Annotated in this window: 24 protein-coding genes; 14 read left to right on the top strand and 10 right to left on the bottom strand. The window is 43.6% G+C overall.

The genetic code is table 11. The features are described from left to right. Positions 1-5 precede the first annotated feature (5 nt). From HY960_08285 to HY960_08235, 11 genes are all read left to right on the top strand, one after another. A complete protein-coding gene (locus HY960_08285; GenBank protein ID MBI5215737.1) occupies positions 6-689 on the top strand; it encodes a 50S ribosomal protein L25 in 684 nt (227 codons plus the stop codon). Positions 690-712: 23 nt separating this feature from the next. Continuing rightward, a complete protein-coding gene (locus HY960_08280) occupies positions 713-1,288 on the top strand; it encodes an aminoacyl-tRNA hydrolase (protein MBI5215736.1) in 576 nt (191 codons plus the stop codon). A gap of 133 nt (positions 1,289-1,421) precedes the next feature. Further along, on the top strand, positions 1,422-1,844 hold the full coding sequence (gene rpsF / locus HY960_08275) for a 30S ribosomal protein S6 (protein MBI5215735.1): 423 nt from the start codon (positions 1,422-1,424) through the stop codon (positions 1,842-1,844). A 16-nt stretch (positions 1,845-1,860) separates the two neighbouring features. Beyond that, a complete protein-coding gene (gene ssb / locus HY960_08270; GenBank protein MBI5215734.1) occupies positions 1,861-2,388 on the top strand; it encodes a single-stranded DNA-binding protein in 528 nt (175 codons plus the stop codon). 22 nt (positions 2,389-2,410) lie between these two features. Then, positions 2,411-2,650: a 30S ribosomal protein S18 gene (locus tag HY960_08265; GenBank protein MBI5215733.1), complete on the top strand. Its 240-nt coding sequence runs from the start codon at positions 2,411-2,413 to the stop codon at positions 2,648-2,650. A 15-nt stretch (positions 2,651-2,665) separates the two neighbouring features. After that, positions 2,666-3,109 (top strand): 50S ribosomal protein L9, encoded by a 444-nt coding sequence (locus HY960_08260; GenBank protein MBI5215732.1) that lies wholly within the window; start codon positions 2,666-2,668, stop codon positions 3,107-3,109. A 96-nt stretch (positions 3,110-3,205) separates the two neighbouring features. After that, entirely contained in the window at positions 3,206-3,940 is a 735-nt protein-coding gene (locus HY960_08255) for a sulfite exporter TauE/SafE family protein (protein MBI5215731.1), read from the top strand. 28 nt (positions 3,941-3,968) lie between these two features. Further along, on the top strand, positions 3,969-5,795 hold the full coding sequence (locus HY960_08250; protein MBI5215730.1) for a 2-oxoacid:acceptor oxidoreductase subunit alpha: 1,827 nt from the start codon (positions 3,969-3,971) through the stop codon (positions 5,793-5,795). 11 nt (positions 5,796-5,806) lie between these two features. Beyond that, positions 5,807-6,856 (top strand): 2-oxoacid:ferredoxin oxidoreductase subunit beta, encoded by a 1,050-nt coding sequence (locus HY960_08245; protein MBI5215729.1) that lies wholly within the window; start codon positions 5,807-5,809, stop codon positions 6,854-6,856. Between the two features lie 43 nt (positions 6,857-6,899). Next, complete coding sequence (locus tag HY960_08240; protein MBI5215728.1) at positions 6,900-7,880, top strand: bifunctional oligoribonuclease/PAP phosphatase NrnA; 981 nt, start codon at positions 6,900-6,902, stop codon at positions 7,878-7,880. A 163-nt stretch (positions 7,881-8,043) separates the two neighbouring features. Then, on the top strand, positions 8,044-9,543 hold the full coding sequence (locus tag HY960_08235; GenBank protein ID MBI5215727.1) for a leucyl aminopeptidase: 1,500 nt from the start codon (positions 8,044-8,046) through the stop codon (positions 9,541-9,543). A 9-nt stretch (positions 9,544-9,552) separates the two neighbouring features. On the opposite strand, the gene HY960_08230 is transcribed toward HY960_08235, so the two are convergent. From HY960_08230 to HY960_08185, 10 genes are all read right to left on the bottom strand, one after another. Next, positions 9,553-10,038, bottom strand: a complete 486-nt coding sequence (locus HY960_08230) for a DUF3368 domain-containing protein (protein MBI5215726.1) — start codon at positions 10,036-10,038, stop codon at positions 9,553-9,555. Continuing rightward, on the bottom strand, positions 10,035-10,277 hold the full coding sequence (locus HY960_08225) for a UPF0175 family protein (GenBank protein ID MBI5215725.1): 243 nt from the start codon (positions 10,275-10,277) through the stop codon (positions 10,035-10,037). The genes HY960_08230 and HY960_08225 overlap by 4 nt, the downstream gene beginning before the upstream one ends. A 147-nt stretch (positions 10,278-10,424) precedes the next feature. Then, positions 10,425-10,757, bottom strand: coding sequence for a DUF2752 domain-containing protein (locus HY960_08220; protein ID MBI5215724.1), 333 nt, complete (start codon positions 10,755-10,757; stop codon positions 10,425-10,427). A 2-nt stretch (positions 10,758-10,759) separates the two neighbouring features. Continuing rightward, complete coding sequence (locus HY960_08215) at positions 10,760-11,176, bottom strand: TM2 domain-containing protein (GenBank protein MBI5215723.1); 417 nt, start codon at positions 11,174-11,176, stop codon at positions 10,760-10,762. A 90-nt stretch (positions 11,177-11,266) separates the two neighbouring features. After that, a complete protein-coding gene (locus tag HY960_08210; GenBank protein MBI5215722.1) occupies positions 11,267-11,791 on the bottom strand; it encodes a hypothetical protein in 525 nt (174 codons plus the stop codon). Further along, positions 11,757-12,362, bottom strand: coding sequence for a hypothetical protein (locus HY960_08205; GenBank protein MBI5215721.1), 606 nt, complete (start codon positions 12,360-12,362; stop codon positions 11,757-11,759). Before HY960_08205 ends, HY960_08210 begins: the two co-directional genes overlap by 35 nt. 39 nt (positions 12,363-12,401) lie before the next feature. Beyond that, positions 12,402-13,742 carry a hypothetical protein gene (locus HY960_08200; GenBank protein ID MBI5215720.1) on the bottom strand — a complete coding sequence of 447 codons (1,341 nt, stop codon included), beginning with the start codon at positions 13,740-13,742 and terminating at the stop codon, positions 12,402-12,404. Next, complete coding sequence (locus tag HY960_08195) at positions 13,742-15,874, bottom strand: tetratricopeptide repeat protein (GenBank protein ID MBI5215719.1); 2,133 nt, start codon at positions 15,872-15,874, stop codon at positions 13,742-13,744. Before HY960_08195 ends, HY960_08200 begins: the two co-directional genes overlap by 1 nt. A gap of 212 nt (positions 15,875-16,086) precedes the next feature. Further along, a complete protein-coding gene (locus HY960_08190) occupies positions 16,087-17,100 on the bottom strand; it encodes a response regulator (protein MBI5215718.1) in 1,014 nt (337 codons plus the stop codon). 6 nt (positions 17,101-17,106) lie between these two features. Beyond that, positions 17,107-17,622 carry a thioredoxin family protein gene (locus HY960_08185; protein ID MBI5215717.1) on the bottom strand — a complete coding sequence of 172 codons (516 nt, stop codon included), beginning with the start codon at positions 17,620-17,622 and terminating at the stop codon, positions 17,107-17,109. 80 nt (positions 17,623-17,702) lie between these two features. On the opposite strand from HY960_08185, the gene queF reads away from it, so the two are divergent. The 3 genes from queF to HY960_08170 all read left to right on the top strand — a co-directional run. Beyond that, the gene (gene queF / locus HY960_08180; GenBank protein ID MBI5215716.1) at positions 17,703-18,125 is read left to right on the top strand and encodes an NADPH-dependent 7-cyano-7-deazaguanine reductase QueF; all 423 of its coding nucleotides are present in this window, start codon (positions 17,703-17,705) and stop codon (positions 18,123-18,125) included. 25 nt (positions 18,126-18,150) lie between these two features. Continuing rightward, on the top strand, positions 18,151-18,369 hold the full coding sequence (locus HY960_08175; protein MBI5215715.1) for an addiction module protein: 219 nt from the start codon (positions 18,151-18,153) through the stop codon (positions 18,367-18,369). A gap of 111 nt (positions 18,370-18,480) precedes the next feature. After that, positions 18,481-19,801 (top strand): hypothetical protein (locus HY960_08170; protein ID MBI5215714.1); only part of this gene is annotated, 1,321 nt, incomplete at its 3' end.

Below are 19,801 nucleotides of genomic sequence, written 5' to 3'. Positions count from 1 at the left end.
CATTTATGCGTGAGATAACATTACAAGCAGAAGTACGAAATGAAATAGCAAAGGGATTGTTTGCTTTGCGACAGCAGGGAAAAGTTCCGGGCGTATTTTATATTGTCGGCGAACAAAATATCCCGATAGCAGTGACAGAGAAAAATCTGAAGCCGGTCGTTTATACGTCGGAAGCACAGATTGTGAATCTTCAACTCAGCAATGGTGTAACGAAGCAGTGTATTCTTCGCGACGTTCAGTATGATGCGTTGACGGAGAAGCCGATTCATTTCGATTTACAGGGATTACGCGAAGACAGAAAAATCACTTTAGAAATTCCGATTGTTGTTACCGGTCAGACGCCTGTCGGTGTTCGCGACGGCGGATTGCTTCAACACTTCGTTCATAAACTGAGAGTCTCGGCGTTACCGAAAGATATTCCGAATCATATTGAAATTGTCGGAACGGATTTAAAGATCAATCATTTTGTTCACGTCAGTGATTTGAAATTGGAGAATGTCACGGTTCTTGAACATGCAACCTTAGCGCTCGTTGGCGTTGTGCCTCCGACGGTTGAAAAAGAAGCAACACCTGCGGCAGAAGAAGCGGTTGAACCGGAAGTCATCGCTAAAGGCAAGAAACCTGAAGAAGAAGGCGCTGAGGGCGATAAGAAAGCCGAAGGCGGCGCAAAGGCTGAAGCAAAGAAGTAATAGATTTACCGTAGTACAGCATAGTGTATCTCATCATCGGACTTGGGAATCCGGGACTGGAATACGATGGAACACGACACAATATCGGGTTTGCAGTTGTTGATGCAGTTGCCGCTCAGTTAGGTCTTAGTTTCAAAAAAGGCTTGGGTGATTATCAGATAGCGATTTCTAAATTGGTCAGTTCGGGGTTGATACTTGTGAAGCCAACGACTTATATGAATCGCTCAGGACAAGCGGTGAAAACCGTGATGAAACAATACATCATTGAACCAGTGAATATCGTTGTGGTAACTGATGATTTTCATTTGCCGTTAGGTTCTGTTCGTTTACGACAGAAGGGGAGCGCAGGCGGACACAACGGATTAACGTCGGTTATTGAACATTTAGGGACAAACGAATTTGCCCGAATACGGTGTGGCATCGAGAGTTCTGCGATGCCGAAAGACAAAGAGAAAATAACAGAGTTTGTGCTTGGTCGTTTTCGTAAAAGCGAACAGGCAGAAGTAAAAGCAATGATTGACCTCGCACGTGATGCGGCAATAGTTGCTATGACAGAAGGCTTTCACAAAGCCATGAATAAGTTTAACTCAAGAGAGTAAAATATATTGACGATTGAAACATGGAAATGAAAACATGACTCAATCGTCAATGATACAATTTTTTAATTCACCCTATTCCTGATTGGCTCTCCGCCAAGACAGGGATCATGTTTAACGTCCGAAGGGAAAAACAATGGAAGAAACAAAACGTCTCTACGAGACAACCTTTATCGTTAACGCTTCACTCGAAGACCCGCAGATCGAAGCAATCATCGCACGCATTCAGGAAGTTATCACCAAGAATGCAGGCGAGGTTGTCGCAATCAACCGCTGGGGTCGGAAGCGTATGATGTATCAAATCAAAAAGAAGAACAGCGGTTACTACGTCAACATCGAGTTCAATGCACCGACAACAATCGTGAAAGCGCTTGAACACGTGTATATGCTCGATGAACATATCATTCGTTACCTCACCATCAAAGTTGAAAAGAAAGCGCTTCAGGCTCGCGCGCAAGCGGCATTGCGAAAAGAAGAAGAAGATTCTCTCTTGTTGGAAATTCCGACAATTGAAGAATTAAAAGAACCACTTTTCGATGATGAACCGGTCATTATCTAATCAAGGATAATTGATTATGGCAGACTTAAAAATGCCGGAAATAAACTCGGTTATCATTGCCGGGAATCTTACGCGAGACCCGGTTTATCGGAAAACAAGTAGCGGCACTCCGGTCGTGAACTTCTCTGTTGCAATGAATAAAAAATATCGTGATGCAATCGGGAAGTGGCAGGAAGAAGTGTGTTACATCGGCATCGTCGCATGGAACAGGCTTGCTGACAGTTGTTTCAACCGGTTGAAAAAAGGAAGCCCGGTTCTTATTGATGGTGAGTTACAAAGTCACTACTTCAAGTCAGAGAACGGCAACGGAAGAACCGTCGTCGAAGTGAAAGCACGACGTATTCAGTTTCTCAGTAAACGAATGTTGAATGGAGAACAATTCAGCCCCGACGGACAGATTGAAGAAGAACCGACGGTGGTGGAAGACGATACGTTCGAACGTTTTCTCTCGCACGAAGAATTGCAACTCTTGCATGAAACCTCACCAAGCGGAGGTTCAATGCCGAATGAGTTATCACAAAACACAGAAACTATACATCTATAACAACGTAACAGGGAACAAGTAAATGGTAAAGCAAGAAGTACAAGTAAAGAAAAAACGCCCCTGTCGCTTTTGTGAAGCGAAGGATATTTATATTGATTACAAAGACGAAAAGAAATTAGTCCGCGCGATCAATGAACAGGGAAAAATCATTCCGAAACGAATCACGGGAACGTGTGCAAAGCATCAGCGTCAACTGGCGCAAGCCATCAAACGCGCACGTCACCTTGCGCTGATTCCGTTTGTCAGTGAAACAATTCGTTAAGCGAAGGAGAAATTTATGAAAATTATTTTACGTCAAAATTTTGAGCAGTTAGGACAAATCGGTCAGGTTGTTGATGTTGCCGACGGATACGCACGTAACTATCTCATCCCCAAAAAAATTGCTTATGCCGCGACAGAAGGTAATCTCCGCGCCCTTGAAGAAGAAAAGAAGCAGCAAGTCTATCGCGAGAAGAAAGACCTTGTGAATGCACAGAAACTCGCTACCGAACTTGAGAAACTTTCCATCACGATTCCGATGAAAGTCGGAGAGGATGACAAACTTTTCGGTTCAGTCACATCGCAGATGATTGCCGACGTGCTCACAGAAAAAGGAATGACGATTGACAAGCGCATCATCGAATTTGATGAACAAGTAAAAGCGCTCGGCATCTATACTGCTAATGTGAAACTTCATGCGGAAGTCACAGGCAAACTCAAAGTTTGGGTTGTGAAAGAGTAACAATTACAGTTCACTGAAGGGAACTGTAATTGACGTATTTTTTAAACTGAATCATTGCCGTTGGTTTATACCAACGGCAACATACATAATAAACCTATGGAAGAAGTAAATTTCCTCACCGCATTTTTCTTCGGCTTACTTTCGTTTATCTCGCCATGCGTGCTACCGATTGTGCCGGGGTACTTGTCGTTTATCTCAGGACTTTCGTTCGATGAAATGATGAGTGAAACATCTGCTAAAGATGTTCGGAGAAAACTGATGATGAACTCGCTCATGTTTGTATTGGGCTTTTCGACAGTGTTTATCATTCTCGGGGCGTCAGCAAGTGCTGTGGGAAAATTTCTCCAATCCAACCTTGATATCATCAGTAAAATTGCAGGCGGAATAATTATTATCTTCGGTTTGCACATGATTGGTGTCTTCAAGATAAAATTCCTCCAGTACGAAAAGCGGTTTCAATCGAATGCAAAGCCACTTGGATTATTTGGGACGTTTGTGGTCGGTCTTGCGTTCGCTTTCGGATGGACTCCCTGTATTGGTCCAATCCTGGCAAGCATTCTTGCAATCGCCGCACAACAAGATACCATCGGGCAGGGAATTTTGTTGTTGACACTCTACTCGGCGGGGTTAGGAATTCCATTTCTTCTCACAGGATTAAGTATTTCCGCTTTCTACAAAGTGTTTAATAAATTCAAACGACATCTCCACAAAGTTGAAATTGTTGGTGGAGTGTTGTTAGTTCTTTTTGGTGTTTTGATAATGACCAATTCATTGACAATTATTTCGGCGCTGCTCTCCGAGTGGTTTCCGTTTCTCAATGAATTAGGTTGATGTTTGATTAGTTGAAGTAAAAGTTATCATGGCTAAGGTTCTTGAAAATTTAGATGAAGTAACAATACGGTTCGCCGGAGATTCCGGTGACGGTATGCAATTAACAGGGATGCAATTCACAAGTACGACCGCACTTGTGGGTAATGATTTAAGCACACTCCCCGATTATCCTGCCGAGATTCGCGCCCCAGCCGGAACGCTGTTCGGTGTCAGTGGATTTCAAATTCATTTCGGTTCAACTGAGATTAATACTCCCGGTGATATCTGCGACGTTCTTGTCGCGATGAACCCTGCCGCATTGAAAGTGAATTTACGCGCTCTTTCTGATGGCGGAATTATTATTGCTAACACGGATGGATTTGATTCAAAAAATCTCAAACTCGCCGGCTATCAATCAAATCCTCTCGAAGATAGTTCACTCGAAAAATATCGGCTCCACGCAGTTTCCATTACGAAACTGACTGAGAACGCGCTTGCCGATACGAATCTCTCTCCGAAGGTTGTCGAACGAAGTAAGAATTTCTTCGCACTCGGGATGATGTATTGGATGTACTCGCGTCCGCTTGAACCGACGCTCCGGTGGATTGAAGACAAGTTCAAAAAATCTCCTGAATTGGTTGAAGCAAATATCCGCGTCCTTAAAGCAGGTCACGCGTACGGAGAGACGACAGAGATTTTTGCTGTTCGATACGAAGTAAAACCGGCACATCTTCAAAAAGGAACATACAGAAGCATCACGGGAAATGAAGCCGTTGCCTGGGGATTGATTGCCGCATCGGTGAAATCGAATTTAGATTTGTTTCTCGGAACATATCCCATCACACCGGCAAGCGATATTCTTCATGAATTATCGAAGCACAAAAATTTCCGCATCAAAACATTTCAGGCGGAAGATGAAATTGCAGGCATCACAAGTGCCATCGGCGCATCGTATGGCGGAGCGCTTGCGGTAACAACGACAAGTGGTCCCGGCATGGCATTGAAGACAGAAGGATTCGGACTTGCCGTCATGCTTGAAATTCCTCTTATCATTGTGAATGTTCAGCGCGGCGGACCGAGTACCGGCTTACCGACGAAGACAGAACAAGCAGATTTACTTCAAGCAGTGTGGGGACGTAACGGCGAAGCGCCAATTCCGGTAATTGCTGCGGCAACTCCATCAGATTGTTTTACAATGGCTTTTGAAGCGGCGCGCATTGCATTGAAATACATGACTCCGGTTATATTGTTGACCGATGGGTATCTCGCCAACGGTGCGGAGCCGTGGATGATTCCGCAAGTCAGTTCGTTGCCGAATATCGCGCCAACATTTGCAACCAATCCCGAAGGATTTCTCCCATACAGTCGTGATGAAAAAACACTTTCACGTCCTTGGGCAATTCCCGGAACTCCCGGACTCGAACACCGTATCGGCGGTTTAGAAAAACAACATGAGACTGGCAACATCAACTATGAACCGGAAAATCACGAGTTCATGGTGAAGATGCGACAGAACAAGATAGATGGAATTGCTGATGATATTCCTCTCGCCCAGGTGGAGGGGGATGAGAAAGGCGAGTTACTTGTCATCGGTTGGGGCGGAACGTACGGTGCAATCCGAACGGCGGTTGAAGCAAAACGACGAGAAGGGAAATCGGTTTCGCATTTGCATTTGAAACACCTCAACCCGTTACCGAAAAATCTGGGTGAAATTCTGCTCAAGTACAAAAATATTCTTGTTGCAGAAATCAACCTCGGACAATTGGTGAAGATTCTCCGTTCGAAATATTTATTGCCGATGCTGAGTTATAACCGTGTGTTGGGATTGCCGTTCAAAGCGAACGACATCGAACAAAAGATTGATGAAATATTGTAAGGAGATTGACCATGCATTTAGTTGAAGAACTCATACAATCAAACAAAAATTTTACAGCAGAAAAATATACTGCAAAGGATTTTTCCTCCGACCAGGACGTCCGTTGGTGTCCCGGCTGTGGTGACTACTCGATTCTCGCGCAGGTTCAGCGAGTGATGCCCGAACTTGGTATCCCGAAACATAATCTTGTTTTTGTTTCCGGTATCGGGTGTTCAAGTCGCTTTCCATATTACATGGATACATACGGCTTTCACGGCATCCATGGACGCGCGACTGCAATTGCCACGGGTTTGAAAATTGCCCGACCTGACTTGACCGTTTGGGTTGCAACAGGCGATGGAGACGGATTGAGCATTGGCGGAAATCATTTTATTCATGTCTGTCGTCGTAATGTGAACATGAAAGTCATTTTGTTCAACAACCAGATTTACGGTTTGACAAAGGGACAATATTCACCAACGTCAGAATTCGGTAAAGTCACGAAATCATCTCCGCAAGGAACGGTTGACCAGCCATTCAATCCGACACTGCTCGCTCTCGGTGCGGAAGCATCATTCGTTGCCCGCACGCTTGACAGAGACCCGAAGCATCTGCAATCGGTTATTCGACGCGCGGCGGAACATCAGGGAACTGCGTTTGTAGAGATTTACCAAAACTGCAATGTCTTCAATGACGGAGCCTTCTTTCCGTTCACGGAAAAAGAGACGAAGGATGAGAACGTGGTGTATCTTGAGCACGGAAAGCCAATGGTGTTCGGCAAACAGAAAGATAAAGGAATCAAACTTGAAGGATTTACCCCGACGGTCGTTTCGTTAAGCGATGGAAAATATTCTGTGAATGATTTGATTGTTCACAACGAGAACGATACGATGCTTTCGTTTATTCTCGCCCGGATGTCGAGCATCCCGAACTTACCGAGACCGGTTGGCGTGTTCTACAAAGTGCAGAAGCCGTTGTATGAAGTTGAAATTGAACGGCAGGTTCAAACAGCAATCCAAAAGAATGGAGAAGGAGATTTGGAAAAGTTGTTGAATCATGGCGAGACGTGGACAATTCAATAAAAGAAAATGAAGCCTCCAAATTATCGGGGGCTTTTTTGTTAGAATGGATTTCACTCAACTCAAATCAATCGTCGAACAGAACAACACATTTGTTCTGACGACACATGTCAATCCTGATGGTGACGGATTAGGCTCCGAACTTGCACTCGCTAGGGCGTTGCGTAAACGAGGAAAGCATGCAACAATTATCAATCATAGCGAGACGCCGGAACAATATGTTTGGCTTGATGAACAGAATGAAATTCTCAAGTTCACTCCGGAACGGGATACGGAGAAGATTCTTCAGGCGGACGTAATCCTTGTTGTTGATACAAACCATCCTGAGCGACTTCGAAGCATGAAGGAGGCGGTTCTTTCAAGCAAAGCCACCAAAGTTATCATTGACCATCACCTCGATGCTGATTCATTCGCACAGCATTTTGTTATCAATGCTGATGCAACATCAACCGGGGAAATTGTGTATCAGTTTCTCATGTCGTTTGATAAGTCAATGCTTGACAAAAAAACTGCGCGCTATCTTTACACGGCAATCATGACTGATACCGGTTCGTTCCGTTTTCCAAGAACGGATGCAGAGACACACCACATCGCCGCACATCTTCTTGATTGCGGCGCAGACCCGACTGAATTATTTTCCAATGTGTATGAACAATGGTCGGTCGGCAGAATGAGGTTGCTCGGCGAAATGCTTGATTCAATGAAACTTGCCTGCGATGGAAAAGTGGCGTATGTCGTTTGCACAAGAAAAATGTTCGAGCAAACAGGAACCTCAGAAGTTGAAACTGATAACTTCACAACATACCCGATGAGTGTACGCGGTGTTCTCGTTGGAATGTTGTTCAATGAAATGCCGAACGGAGTGAAAATCAGTTTCCGCTCGAAAGGGACAATTCCCATTAACAAACTCGCTAACGAATTTGGCGGAGGCGGACATCTTAATGCCGCCGGCGCCCGTGTGCATGATGTTTCTCTGGAGGAATCTATTCGACGGGTGTTGGAAGCAGTTTCGAAGTATATTTCGTGAGTTGTTCGTTGTGAGTAGTCAATATAAATTGTCAATGGTAAATTGTCAATTGTCATTAGTCATTTGTCATTTGTATCATTATTGTTTATTAGATGCTCATTGCTTCAAACTAAATGATTGTAATCTATAATCCTCAACCATAACCAAAAACTAATACAAGTCTATGAATTTATCTTTCCAAACATCAAGTCTAAAGTCTGTCAAAGCAGATGCTGTGGTTTATTTCATCGAAGAATCCAAAACGACATTTAAAAAACGCATTGCTGAGTTACGAAAACTCTTCGGGAAACGGATTGACCACATCATCGAGTTAGAAAATTTTACAGGGAAAGATTCTGAGTCGCTCTCGATTTTGACGGAAGGGAAATTGGCATCACCCCGGTTATTGTTAATCGGACTTGGCGACGAGAAGAAACTTACGATTGAGAAATTCAGAAGAGCGGCGGCACGCTCTGCGAAGCAGGCAAAGGGGATGAAACTGAAACATGTTGCAATGGTTTTGCCAGAGGCAAGTGAGACAATAACCGACGTTGAACTTGCAAAAGCGTTGGCAGAAGGCGCGTATCTTTCTTTGTACAAGTATGACAAATACTTGACGGAGAACAAAGAGAAGAAGAACGTTGCTCAACTGACATTGGTGAGTGAGAAGAAGGAGATTGAGAAAGAAATCAACAAGGTACTTCGAGAAGTGAAGTTTGTTTGTGAGGCGGTCTATCTCACCCGCAATTTGGAGAACGCACCTGGGAACGAACTCTATCCTGAATCGCTTGCACAGATTGCAAAAGAATCGGCGCAGAAGTTTGGTTACCGTTGTACGGTGTGGGATAAAAAGAAAATTCAGGAGATGAAGTTCGGTGGCTTGCTTGCGGTAAATTCAGGGAGTGAGCGTCCGCCGCGATTTATCATTCTTGAACACAACGCCGGAAAGAAAAATCTTGAAACGATAGTCCTTGTCGGAAAAGGAATTACGTTTGATGCCGGAGGAATTTCCATCAAACCGGCAAGCGGAATGGGAGAGATGAAAATGGATATGTCCGGTGCGGCGGCGGTCATCGGCACGATGGAAGCAGTAGCACGCTTGAAAGTTCCTGTGCATGTTATCGGATTGATTCCTTCGACAGAAAATTTACTTGGCGGCGCGGCAATGCGTCCCGGCGACATTATCACTCACTATGGTGGGAAGACTTCGGAAGTAGATAACACGGATGCAGAAGGTCGTTTGGTGCTTGCCGATGCGCTTGCGTATGCATCAATCTACAAACCGAAAGCGGTAATTGATTTGGCGACGTTGACGGGAGCGTGTGTTGTTGCGCTCGGTCATTACGCAACGGGAATGATGGGGAATGATGATGAGTTGATGTCGAAATTGAAAACGGCGGGCGAAGCAACCTACGAACGCGTGTGGCAATTACCGATGTACGATGAATATGAAAAACTTATCAAGAGTGATGTTGCAGATGTAAAGAATGTCGGCGGGCGTTGGGCTGGCGCAATCACTGCCGGATTCTTTCTGAAGAAATTTATCGGTAAGTATAACTGGGTTCACCTTGATATTGCAGGGACTGCAATTCTCGAGGAGGATTTACCGTACGCGCCGAAAGGCGGTTCGGGAGTTGGTGTGAGGTTGTTGGTGGAGATGTTGAAGGGCTGGAAAACAAAGTAGGAAATATTTCTATTCCTCGGCTTTGTTCAATATCTCTTGATAGAGTGAGTCAGAAATTCTGAAATTGGCTTCGCGGATAAGAAAATCTAATGGTTGCCGAACATCGCTAAGCAATCCAACCTGTTTGGAACGCAGTAAGATACCTAACGTACCGACGATTTGTAATCCTTCTCGTTTTGCTACCGTTCTCCCTTTCATCTCGTCTGTTAAAAGTAATTCTGCGTGAAGTTCTTTAGCGAGGGCTATTGCTTCCGCCTCTCCGTCGTCTAAAATAAGTTTTAGTTGATAAAGGTATTCATTATCGGAAACAGATTTCACTTCAATCCAGGACGAGGAGGATATCTCTCGTAAGTCGTAGCCCCACCTCCTAAGTTGCAAAAGTTCCTCCATGACCGCCGATGGAATTACAACATTTTCAAACAGTGCATGCAGTAAGTGTAAGTGGTGAATTCTGAATAATGAACTGATTGGTGTAGTGTCGCTGACCACAATCATGTTGTTCGGAGTGCCTGAAGAGTTGCTAAATCAGTTTCAAGTTCTTGAACTGAATATGGATTTGGAATATTATGTTCGACTAGTAACTTTTCGAATTCTATAAAATCCAAGTCGGTTATTTTACGTGCTTGTCCTTGTGATAACATTCCCTTTGAATAAAGGAAAAGAGCAATTTCTCTCTTCAATTCTTCTTCAGAAATTTGGGTAGCCGCAACAATTTCGTCATCAATGATAAGCATAAGTCAATTTTTTATTTTAATGTACAATAGAATTCTAATAACACAAAATATTGAAAACAATCGAGTTTCAAAATTCAAGGGAAAGCGGTTTGGGAGTTGTGTTCGGTTGTTGGTGGAGATGTTGGGGGGTGGAAGTGATTCTTGCTGTCATTGGTCAGGAGTCATTCGTAGTGAAGTAATATTCTTGTTTGGTTTGGATTTAAAGTAGGAATACGTCAAATAAAATACTAATAAGGGAAAAATTGTGACGATGAATTTATTGAATAACCAAGCTTGTTGAAACTCTCCGTGCAACACACTCGAAATCGCACGTGTCACCCCGCACCCGAAACATTCCACACCGAAAAGATTTTTGAAAACACAGACTGTTGGTAATGTTTGGAGAACCTCCGTTGGAATGATAGCAAGAAGACTTACTCCAACGGAGATAACTGCAAAGCCGACAAAATATTGTCGGCGAATGCTGTAGGAAGAAAGCATGGTTAATCTTTTAAGGGTCTGCCCTGAGCATCACGGTTGAGCGAGCCGGTGAGAATCATAATGCCATCAACTAATCCCCAAATGCAGGAGGCAACGGAAGTGATTCCGCACGTGACAATCCCGAGTAATCCGAGAATCAATTGGGCAACAGCGATGTTTGTGTAGCCGAGATAAAAGCGATGAATCCCGAGTCCGCCGAGGAAAATGCCAAGCAATCCTGCGGCAATTTTTGATTTATCTGCCTGTTCATAGATTGGCAATGCCAATCGTACGCCGCACTTGGTGCAAATTTCCGCAAGCGGATTTGTTTCTCCGCCACAGTATTGACAAAATCGTTTCCCGCTGTTTAATCCCGCGCCGCACGCAACGCAAATGACCGCCTGAGGATTGATTTCTTTTCCACAATTCCGACAGAACATACTGTTCTCCTAAAATAATTGTTATTAACGTTCAATGAATTCTCTTTGGTGTACGGTTGAAAGTGAAGAGATGTTTCTCTGTTCAAAAATTTATTGCCCGGAAAGTTTCAGTTCGTCAACAATTCGTTCTCGGCTGGGAAATGTCAAAGCAATATAAACTATGAGTATAAATGCCGGAACGATATTCAACAAGAATTCAGGATATGAACTGAATGAACCATCGAGAACGCCAAGCAGGCAAACAACTAACCCGAACATCGCGGGCATTTCAAACGAGGCTACGGTGATGATTTTTTTCGTCACCAGGATTTTAAACCGTTGCTCTACCACATTCTTTGTTTCGACAGATTGAAATTTTGCATTGAATATCTTGTTTACAAACGGAAAAGAAGAGTATGCTATTGTGCAAAGGAGTAGCGTGATGAACGAGAGTGTTTGTATCAGTTCACTGTTTTGAGAAGGGAGGTTTTCTGCAGTTTGCGCAAGGAGTATAATAATGAAGCCAAATGTTACAGGGCTTGTTCCGAGCGCGAGGTGTATCGCCTGTAACGGTTTAAGTCGCTCTGCAGTGAGGAACTGTTCAAGGGTGTCGTTGGAATGAGAATGAATTTCCATTTTCGCTGTTTCTATGTAAAAGTTTTAAGAATTGTTCTGCTTTTTTCTTTGTTGCATTTCTTGGATTGTTTGTTTGCTGTTCAGCAAACTTTCGGACCGTTTTGTTGTTTCCAAGTTCATCTGCAAAACTCTTCAAAGCAATAATGATTTTTCCCATGATGATGTTTTTACATTCGTCTGTTTCGTAGTTGTACGATTGGATGTTGAGAAGGTGCGTAATGATACTTTTCCTGTATTCGGGATTTGACTGGGCAATTGTATGAAGTGCGGCAATTGCATGAGCAGCGGTTATCAATTTCCCTTCTTGAAGGAACGTAACCATTCGCTTCAACAATAATTTTTTTGTTGATTCATCCCCGAACCTGAACATATTTCCAATAACATCAATGGCTGACCATTTGAGAATGTTGTTGCGGCTATCAAGAAGGTTGATGAAGAAATTGAGGTGAGGGGAGAGAAGTTGAGGATGAGATTTAGCGATGGCGATGAATCGCTTTGCCGCGCCGTATTTGATTTTCGGATTGTCCGATGAAAGCGATTCAAGTTCCGGGATTGTTGGTGATTTATTCATGGCATTTGTTACCACGTTTCAACAAAGATTGCAAGAAAATTATTTTTCTTGCAACAACCGTTCGTGTTCCGAGTCAGAGAGTTGTAATTCATTTCTCCATCCGCTTAGCACGTTCAATTCTTCCTGAGTGAGTTCGCCCTCCTGACGTGCGTAGTTCAACGTTTCTTTGTATAAAGAAATCAGCAATTGTTGAGGAAGTTTTTTGGTTTCTTCAATTTGTTTCCCGATGATTTCGACGCGCTTGTTTCGTATTTGAGATTCAATCAGTCGCGCTTCGGGATGATGTGAATTGATTTGCAGAATTTTTGTCACTTCAATCAACGCTTCTTGTAACGATTCTTTCTTCAACAACTCTTTACCGGCAGAGAGAAATTCCTGAATTTTCTTCGCCTGAGCTTCTTCTTTTCCCTCCGTCTCCGCAGTTGTTGTCGCTTCAATTATTTGTTTCTGTTTTACTTCCGACTCGGTCAGTACTTTGTAAATCGGGAGCGGGGTAATAATGTGTTTGAGTTCTATTTCGCCGACGTATTCAATAATAAATTCTTCGCGGTTGCGGATTTGATTATACACATCCTGAGAAACATAGATAGCGCCCGGTTTTGCCTGTGCCTGAATCCTTGATGCAATATTGACCCCGTCTCCGAAAATATCATTGTCTTTGTAAATAATGTCGCCGAGATGAATCCCGATGCGAAGTTGAATCTGCTTTTCTTTCGGCGCTTTACTGTTGTAGTTGTTCAGCGCGTTATGAATTTCTAACGAGCAACGAACTGCCTGAAGGACGCTGATAAATTCTACAAGAAACGCATCTCCGACCGATTTAATTTCTTTTCCATCGAATTTCTTAAAGAGAGGACGTAAAAGTTTTTGGTGTGTATCGAGTAATTGTAACGCTAACGATTCATTCGTTTGTGTGAGCGCGGCATATTGAACCATGTCGGTAAACACGATCGCCGCTAACTTCCGCATCTTCCCGGATGATTCCGCTTCGTGAACGGGCGTTTCTATTTTTGGTTTCGACGGAGTTTGTGGTGTTGATTCAACAGGCTTTGGTTTTTCTGCCTCAGGAACGACGGGAGACTTCGTAGTTTCGGTTACAACCTTGGGTTGTTCGGTAGCAGGTTTCGGCGCGGGAACTTGTTGAACCAGTGGTTGTTGAGGAATTGGTTTCTCTTCAGTTCCGGTTTTTCCCAAAACATTGTTGATGCGTTGGCGATATGCCTGAGCGTACAGATTTCCCGGGTCGAGTTGTAATGCTTCCTCAACCGCTTCAAGCGCGGATGCCGCTTCTCCGTTCTTGAGGAGTTTATCAGCGCTCTTAATGAGTTCGCTTGCTTGCTTCTTTCGTTCGCCGTCAGTCTGTGGAATATTTTTTCCCATTACTTCGATTGTAATTGAATCGTTGATAAAAATTCCGGTTGCGCTCGAAGGTTGTAGAAATCGCCGTTCATCAATTCATCCATTCGATAGTCGAGTGCAATTGCTTCCCGGAGATACTTCAGAGCTTCATTTTTTTTATTGAGGTCAATCTTCCCGCCGCGATGGGAAGCCATTTGCACGGAATACATTTGCGCCAATTTGTATAATACCGTCACATTTTTGCGTGAGTACGGAATTGCCCGGCGTGCCATGTCCAATCCTTCGGTGAAACTTCCATAGCGCGTAAGCGTGAGCGCCAGGTCCATCAGCAAATTTGCATTCTGCGGAGAATAAATCAATTGATTTTGAATGATGCCACGCATAGTATTCAGCGGGCGATTCGCTTCTGGAATTTTTCCAAGCACTTGAAGGATTTGCGCATGAAGATAAAGTAATTGCAAGTCACGGGGGTGGTCGTTCAAAATTCGTTCACATGCAATAATAATTCTTTTTCCCATAGCGACCTGTAAGTCCGGGTCTGCCATCACTATGTTGCCGACAGTCTCTACTAAATAATGTGTCGAGTCTTCTACAATCTGTAAAGCATATTCCTGGTACCTCATTGCCTCACGCAATTTCCCTTTGAATGCATTGGCATATCCGAGAGTGAGCAATACCTCTGTGTTGCGCGGGTTCACTTCATAACACTTGTTCAACGTTGTAAGAGCATCATCATATTTTCCGAGATAAAGCAACGCCTTCCCTTTGTGCAGGAGAGCATCGGAGTTTGACGGGTATTGTAACAATACCTCATCAAGTAATTTTATTGCCTCATTGAATTTTCTTTTTAATGACGCAAGTCGAGCCTGAGAAATTTTTGTCATCGGTAACGTAGCATGTAGTTTGAGCGCTTTCTGCACGAATAGTTCTGTTTTCCTATAAACAGAATCGGAGCGGTCCCACTGTTTCTCGATTTTTGTAAGTAGTGCGGCTGCGACACCGGCGGTTACATCCGGATAACGTGAATCGAGTGTTGAGGCTTGTTCGAACACCTGATATGCTTGTTGAATAGAAGCAGGCGTTGATTGTTCCAGTAGTTCAACTGCGCGAAGATACTGAATGTATGCGGAAGTGTTTGCGGTGCCGGTTCGTCTGATGATTTTTATTCCGTCATCGGAAAGGTTTACATCCATTGCTTTGGCAAGTTCCAGAACAATTTCTTCAGGAAGTTGCATGAGTTGTGAAGCAGGTTTTTCAAAATGTCCTGCCCATACTTCTTCGTTCAATGAATCAAGTACCTGAACATCGGCAAGATAGGTGTTCCCGGTGCTGGAGAGCGAACCGCGTAAAACGTAAGCAAAACCCAACTTATTGATTGCCCGTGCAACGTTCGAGTGTTTTCGTTTCAGGTTGGCTGTTGACGTCAGGTTCATGACGGTGACATTTTTCATCAACAACATTTTGTTCGATACTTCCCGCGCGAGTGAAGTTCCCAACGATGCTTCATCACTACTCCGCCCGGTAAACGAAAACGGTTCAATGGCAAGAGTGACTGTTTGCGGAAAAATATCTTTCTGAAAATAATAAATCAAAAAAACGAGAACAACGCCGACGATAGCAAACGCCGCCAGTTTAAATGTCTTTGCTTTTTCTTTTCGTTTTTGGCTTGCTAACTCACGTTCTCTGTGGTAAGCCGCTTCCTCATCGCGAAGTTTTTTTTGCTGAGCTTCCCTTATTCGGTGTTCCCAAATTTTCAAGTCGGAATGTTCGGGTTCAAGTTCTAACGCGAGTTCAACTTCAGCGAGCGCATCCTCGAATTCCGCGTTTGAGTGGTGTGAACGAATTCGTTCGATAGCGGCACGAATTTTCTCTTTACGTTCCTGTTCTTCAATTTGCTTACGACGTTTTTCATCGTCCGCCTTACGTTTTGCTTCTGCTTCCTCTTTTCGTTTTCGTTCTTCTTCCGCTTTACGTTTTCGTTCCTCCTTCTTCTTCCGCTCGACCGCAAGTATGCGGAGGATTTCTCCCTTCCGAAGTTGAAGTTTTTCGATTACCGTTTGCTGTTCTGTTGTTGCCCTCTGAAGCGTTTCATTGAGAGATGTTTCCTGCTCGGCAAAATATTTTTGAACAATAGAATGTGCTTGAAGCGTCACATCTTTTTCTATGCGCTTGATTTCCTCGTCGAATGCCTTTTGCTTTGCATCCGCAGTTATCCGAAGAAGTTCTTCAGTCCATTGTTTATCGTTGTTTTGCAGAGGTTTACCCGTGTCTTAGTATACTGGGTGAAAATATAGAGAATTCGTGGTGGATTATCAACTACAAAGAAGAAAAATGTGATGTGAAATTTCTCTGTTGCAGGGAACACTTACATTGTCGTTCGATATTTTTTTAGTTCACCGTAGCGTTTCAGTTTGCCTTCAATCACTGCAAGTAGTGTTTCTGTATTAAACGGCTTCATCAGGAAATCATCTACTCCTAATTCAAGCCCGGTTTTCAAAACTTGGTCATCCCGAACTCCGGACAAGAAAATGAAGGGAACCGTGTTGAGGTCCGGCATTTTTCGTACTTGTTCATAAATAAATAAACCGTCGAGATCTGAATTATCAAAACGGATATCACAGATGATAAGGTCGGGCACGACGCTATGCAGTTCTTGAAGAGCCTCTTCGGGTGTAGTGGCGGTCAGAACAGAAAAGCCCGCGAGTTGTAGGCTATCTTTCAAAACACCCAGCAGTAATTGTTCATCATCAATAAGAAAAAGTGTGGCGCTGATTTTTGTTCCCTGTTGAAGTTCCCACAAAATCTTTCCTTCAACATGGAGATGTTCTTCTATTGAAATTCCATATTTTTTTCGTAATCCGTCTAAGGCTCCTGCTTTCAGTGGGGAAATCAGTCCGTCGCGCCATGCTTTTCTCACAGCATCAACATAACATTCGAGTTTTACTTCCCGCTCCAATGTATGATGAACCTCTTCCGTGATGCTTAAATCAATTCTGACTCTTTTCAACACTGCTATTTCCTGAGCAGTAATAAGTCCGTCTCTCCAGGCATCAACTAATATTTTTTTATACCGGTCAATCTCTTTGGCTGTGGCAATTCGGTGATGTTGTTGAACAGGTTCGGGCTGTGGTTGAGGAGTGATTATTCTTATCTGTTCTTTTGCCGTGCGTAGCGCTTCCTCCTGAACTTTCCGTTCTTCGTCTTCACGTTTTTTCTTCTCGTCATGAAGGCGACGGGCGTCTTTTATCCTGTCACGGTACGCGAGCGCATACACGTTATTCGGCTCCATCTGAAGTGCGCGCTCAACTTCATAGTCTGCGCCATCAAAGTTTGCCTCTTTGATTAACTTATCAGCGCGTTTGAGAAACTCACCAACCATGAGTAGTTATTGCGTTAGAGGAAATAATTGGTTGAACATGTCTTGTTCTAATGTCCCTTTTGGGGCTTCGATAATTCTTCCGACTTCCATGCCTCTGTATTTCAAAATGAATGTCGGAACATGCGTCGGATTATATTCCTGTGGAATTCCGGGAGGGTACATTTTCGTTCGGTCAACTGCGTAGAGAATAATCTGTTCCGGCTTGACGTTCATCGAATCCATTATTTTGAAAAAGCGTGGGAGTTCCCTTTTGCTGTCACTGCACCACGTTCCGTAAATCACAAGAAATGAAAGACTATCCTGAATAGATTTAAGTTGGGAAAATATTTCGCCGTTTGGTTTATATGCCACGTAGTTCGAATCAAACCATGGGTATGTCTTTGTCTCGAGAACGGCACGCGGAGTCCAGCCAATTTCTATGTGTTCATTCGGTTTGATGGCAATTGGTTTTGTGGTAGCACATCCGACAATGAACAGGAGAATAAGAAAAATAATAAGAGGGAGATGAAAGGAATTATTCATAAAAGTGTGTGGTTTCGCGAAAAAAAACTTGTATATTTAAAACGAACTGACAACAACAACGCACCCAAATTAACCAGATTATGAGTAAAAAACAATTGACTAAAAATCAGCCGCAACCTCTGGATAAACGGTTCGACTTTGATGATACCAGCAAGATTGATGCTGGTGTGCTTGACACATTTCCGTATGAATACGCGGGAAATGATATTGTCATCAACATTGAGACGGACGAGTTTACGGCAGTGTGTCCATGGTCGGGTTTGCCGGATTTTGCTGTCATCACGGTTAATTATATTCCGAAAAAGGATTGTATCGAGTTGCGTTCGTTCAAGTACTATTTATTGTCGTATCGCAACGTTGGCATTTATCAGGAACATGCAGTCAATCGCATCTTGCAAGATTTGGTGAGGTGCTGTAAGCCAAAGTGGATGGAAGTGATTGCAGATTACAATGTACGGGGTGGAGTTCATACAGTAACGACGGTGGAGTGGGGGAAAAAGTAAACGATTAACAAAAAGGTGAAATATTATGACGGAAACTTTTAATCAAATTGTGAATGAAACGAAAAACCTTTCTGCCTTAGAACGGGTGCAACTTGTAGAAGAAATGTACAAAACCTTTGAATCCGAAAAAGAGGAAACAATGACACGCCGTTGGGCAGACGAGTCTGAAAGAAGAATAGACGCATTTGAACGTGGTGAGATAACGACGATTGATTATGAGGACATTACCAAGATTCTTCAATGAAGGTACGATTACCCTATGCGATGTTGTACACCGTAACGAATGGGGAAATCATCATTACCGCGGTAATGCATTCGCATAGAAATCCTAACGTGTGGAAAGGAAGAATTTGAAATGAAAAAGTTATTTGTTACTTGTTATTCGTTATTTGCTATTTGTCTTTTCACCGCTCAGCACTCATTGCTCATAGCTCAAAACTCATCGCTCAAAACGGAAGGAAAAACCAATCAAGTAAACCCGCCAATCTACATCGCGTTTCTGTGGCACATGCACCAACCAATCTATTGGCCCTACGAAACCGTCAATCAAACCGACCAAAATAATAGATACTCGTATTCGGTAACAGATATTCACAATCAAAGAATCGGTCCATACACAACGTGGCCCAAGAATGCTGTTCAGTCAGGTATCAACGCGAACTTACAACATCTTGGTGCGCAGGTAAGTTTTTCCGGTTCACTCATCGAAAATCTGAACAACCTCGAAGCAGGCGGGAACGGAAATTTTTCGAACTGGAAATCATCGTGGAATTATATCAAACAGCAGAATACTTCGTTTGGTAATCCGCGACTCGATATGGTCGGGTTCGGGTATCACCATCCGTTAATGGGATTAATTGATTATCTCGACACGCGCAAACAAATTCAAGCACATAAGCAAATCATGTCGGCAAATTTTTCGGGAAGTTATTCGAAAGGAATTTTTCCCCCCGAAAATGCTTTCGCTCCAAAGATGATTCCTGCGTTAGTTGCTGAAGGAATTGAATGGGTGCTGGTTGATAATGTTCATTTCGACAGAGCATGCAACAATTATCCGTTCAGTACGAGTGGGAATTTGTATGAGCCGAACAAAGCGGATGTGCTCAATCCGAATCCAAACGATTGGGTGCAGTTGAACGGGCTCTGGGCGCCGACGCGCAACTCTGCACAATGGGGAAGACAACCGCATTACGTCGAGTATATTGACCCGAACACAGGAACATCAACAAAAATTATTGCTGTGCCTGCCGACCGTTACATGGGAAATGAAGATGGGCGGGGCGGCTTCGGCGCGTTGAATTACGAAAACGTCATGAGTCAACTTGAAGCGTACAACACCGACCCGAATCATCCGATACTTATTGTACTTCATCATGACGGAGATAATTACGGCGGCGGAAGCGACTCGTACTACAATAGTAACTTCTCGAATTTTGTGAATTGGTTGAGTGCCAATCCAACACGATTTGTCGGAACAACCGTACAGGATTATTTGGAAATGTTTCCGCCAAGCACGAGCGATGTTATTCATATCGAAAATGGAAGTTGGAGCGGCGCGGACAACGGCGACCCCGAATTCAAAAAATGGCTTGGTGACCCTGATGGAAGCGGCTACAGTCCCGACAGAAATAGTTGGGGCGTTGTAACCGCGGCGAAGAATTTCGTAATGACAGCCG

The organism is Ignavibacteriota bacterium (assembly GCA_016212665.1).
In the GTDB taxonomy this organism is placed as follows: Bacteria; Bacteroidota; Ignavibacteria; order UBA10030; family SZUA-254; genus FW602-bin19.
This window is presented reverse-complemented; position numbering and strand designations above follow the sequence as displayed.

Bases quoted from the DNA above. Each gene is read 5' to 3' on its own strand.
- HY960_08205 (MBI5215721.1), bottom strand. From the start codon at position 12,362: ATGAATAAATCACCAACAATCCCGGAACTTGAATCGCTTTCATCGGAC.
- HY960_08190 (MBI5215718.1), bottom strand. From the start codon at position 17,100: ATGGTTGGTGAGTTTCTCAAACGCGCTGATAAGTTAATCAAAGAGGCA.
- HY960_08265 (MBI5215733.1), top strand. From the start codon at position 2,411: ATGGTAAAGCAAGAAGTACAAGTAAAGAAAAAACGCCCCTGTCGCTTT.
- HY960_08255 (MBI5215731.1), top strand. From the start codon at position 3,206: ATGGAAGAAGTAAATTTCCTCACCGCATTTTTCTTCGGCTTACTTTCG.
- HY960_08250 (MBI5215730.1), top strand. From the start codon at position 3,969: ATGGCTAAGGTTCTTGAAAATTTAGATGAAGTAACAATACGGTTCGCC.
- HY960_08200 (MBI5215720.1), bottom strand. From the start codon at position 13,742: ATGGGAAAAAATATTCCACAGACTGACGGCGAACGAAAGAAGCAAGCA.
- HY960_08225 (MBI5215725.1), bottom strand. From the start codon at position 10,277: ATGCTTATCATTGATGACGAAATTGTTGCGGCTACCCAAATTTCTGAA.
- HY960_08260 (MBI5215732.1), top strand. From the start codon at position 2,666: ATGAAAATTATTTTACGTCAAAATTTTGAGCAGTTAGGACAAATCGGT.
- HY960_08240 (MBI5215728.1), top strand. From the start codon at position 6,900: ATGGATTTCACTCAACTCAAATCAATCGTCGAACAGAACAACACATTT.
- ssb (MBI5215734.1), top strand. From the start codon at position 1,861: ATGGCAGACTTAAAAATGCCGGAAATAAACTCGGTTATCATTGCCGGG.
- HY960_08215 (MBI5215723.1), bottom strand. From the start codon at position 11,176: ATGTTCTGTCGGAATTGTGGAAAAGAAATCAATCCTCAGGCGGTCATT.
- HY960_08245 (MBI5215729.1), top strand. From the start codon at position 5,807: ATGCATTTAGTTGAAGAACTCATACAATCAAACAAAAATTTTACAGCA.
- HY960_08210 (MBI5215722.1), bottom strand. From the start codon at position 11,791: ATGGAAATTCATTCTCATTCCAACGACACCCTTGAACAGTTCCTCACT.
- rpsF (MBI5215735.1), top strand. From the start codon at position 1,422: ATGGAAGAAACAAAACGTCTCTACGAGACAACCTTTATCGTTAACGCT.
- HY960_08230 (MBI5215726.1), bottom strand. From the start codon at position 10,038: ATGATTGTGGTCAGCGACACTACACCAATCAGTTCATTATTCAGAATT.
- HY960_08175 (MBI5215715.1), top strand. From the start codon at position 18,151: ATGACGGAAACTTTTAATCAAATTGTGAATGAAACGAAAAACCTTTCT.
- HY960_08220 (MBI5215724.1), bottom strand. From the start codon at position 10,757: ATGCTTTCTTCCTACAGCATTCGCCGACAATATTTTGTCGGCTTTGCA.
- queF (MBI5215716.1), top strand. From the start codon at position 17,703: ATGAGTAAAAAACAATTGACTAAAAATCAGCCGCAACCTCTGGATAAA.
- HY960_08235 (MBI5215727.1), top strand. From the start codon at position 8,044: ATGAATTTATCTTTCCAAACATCAAGTCTAAAGTCTGTCAAAGCAGAT.
- HY960_08285 (MBI5215737.1), top strand. From the start codon at position 6: ATGCGTGAGATAACATTACAAGCAGAAGTACGAAATGAAATAGCAAAG.
- HY960_08185 (MBI5215717.1), bottom strand. From the start codon at position 17,622: ATGAATAATTCCTTTCATCTCCCTCTTATTATTTTTCTTATTCTCCTG.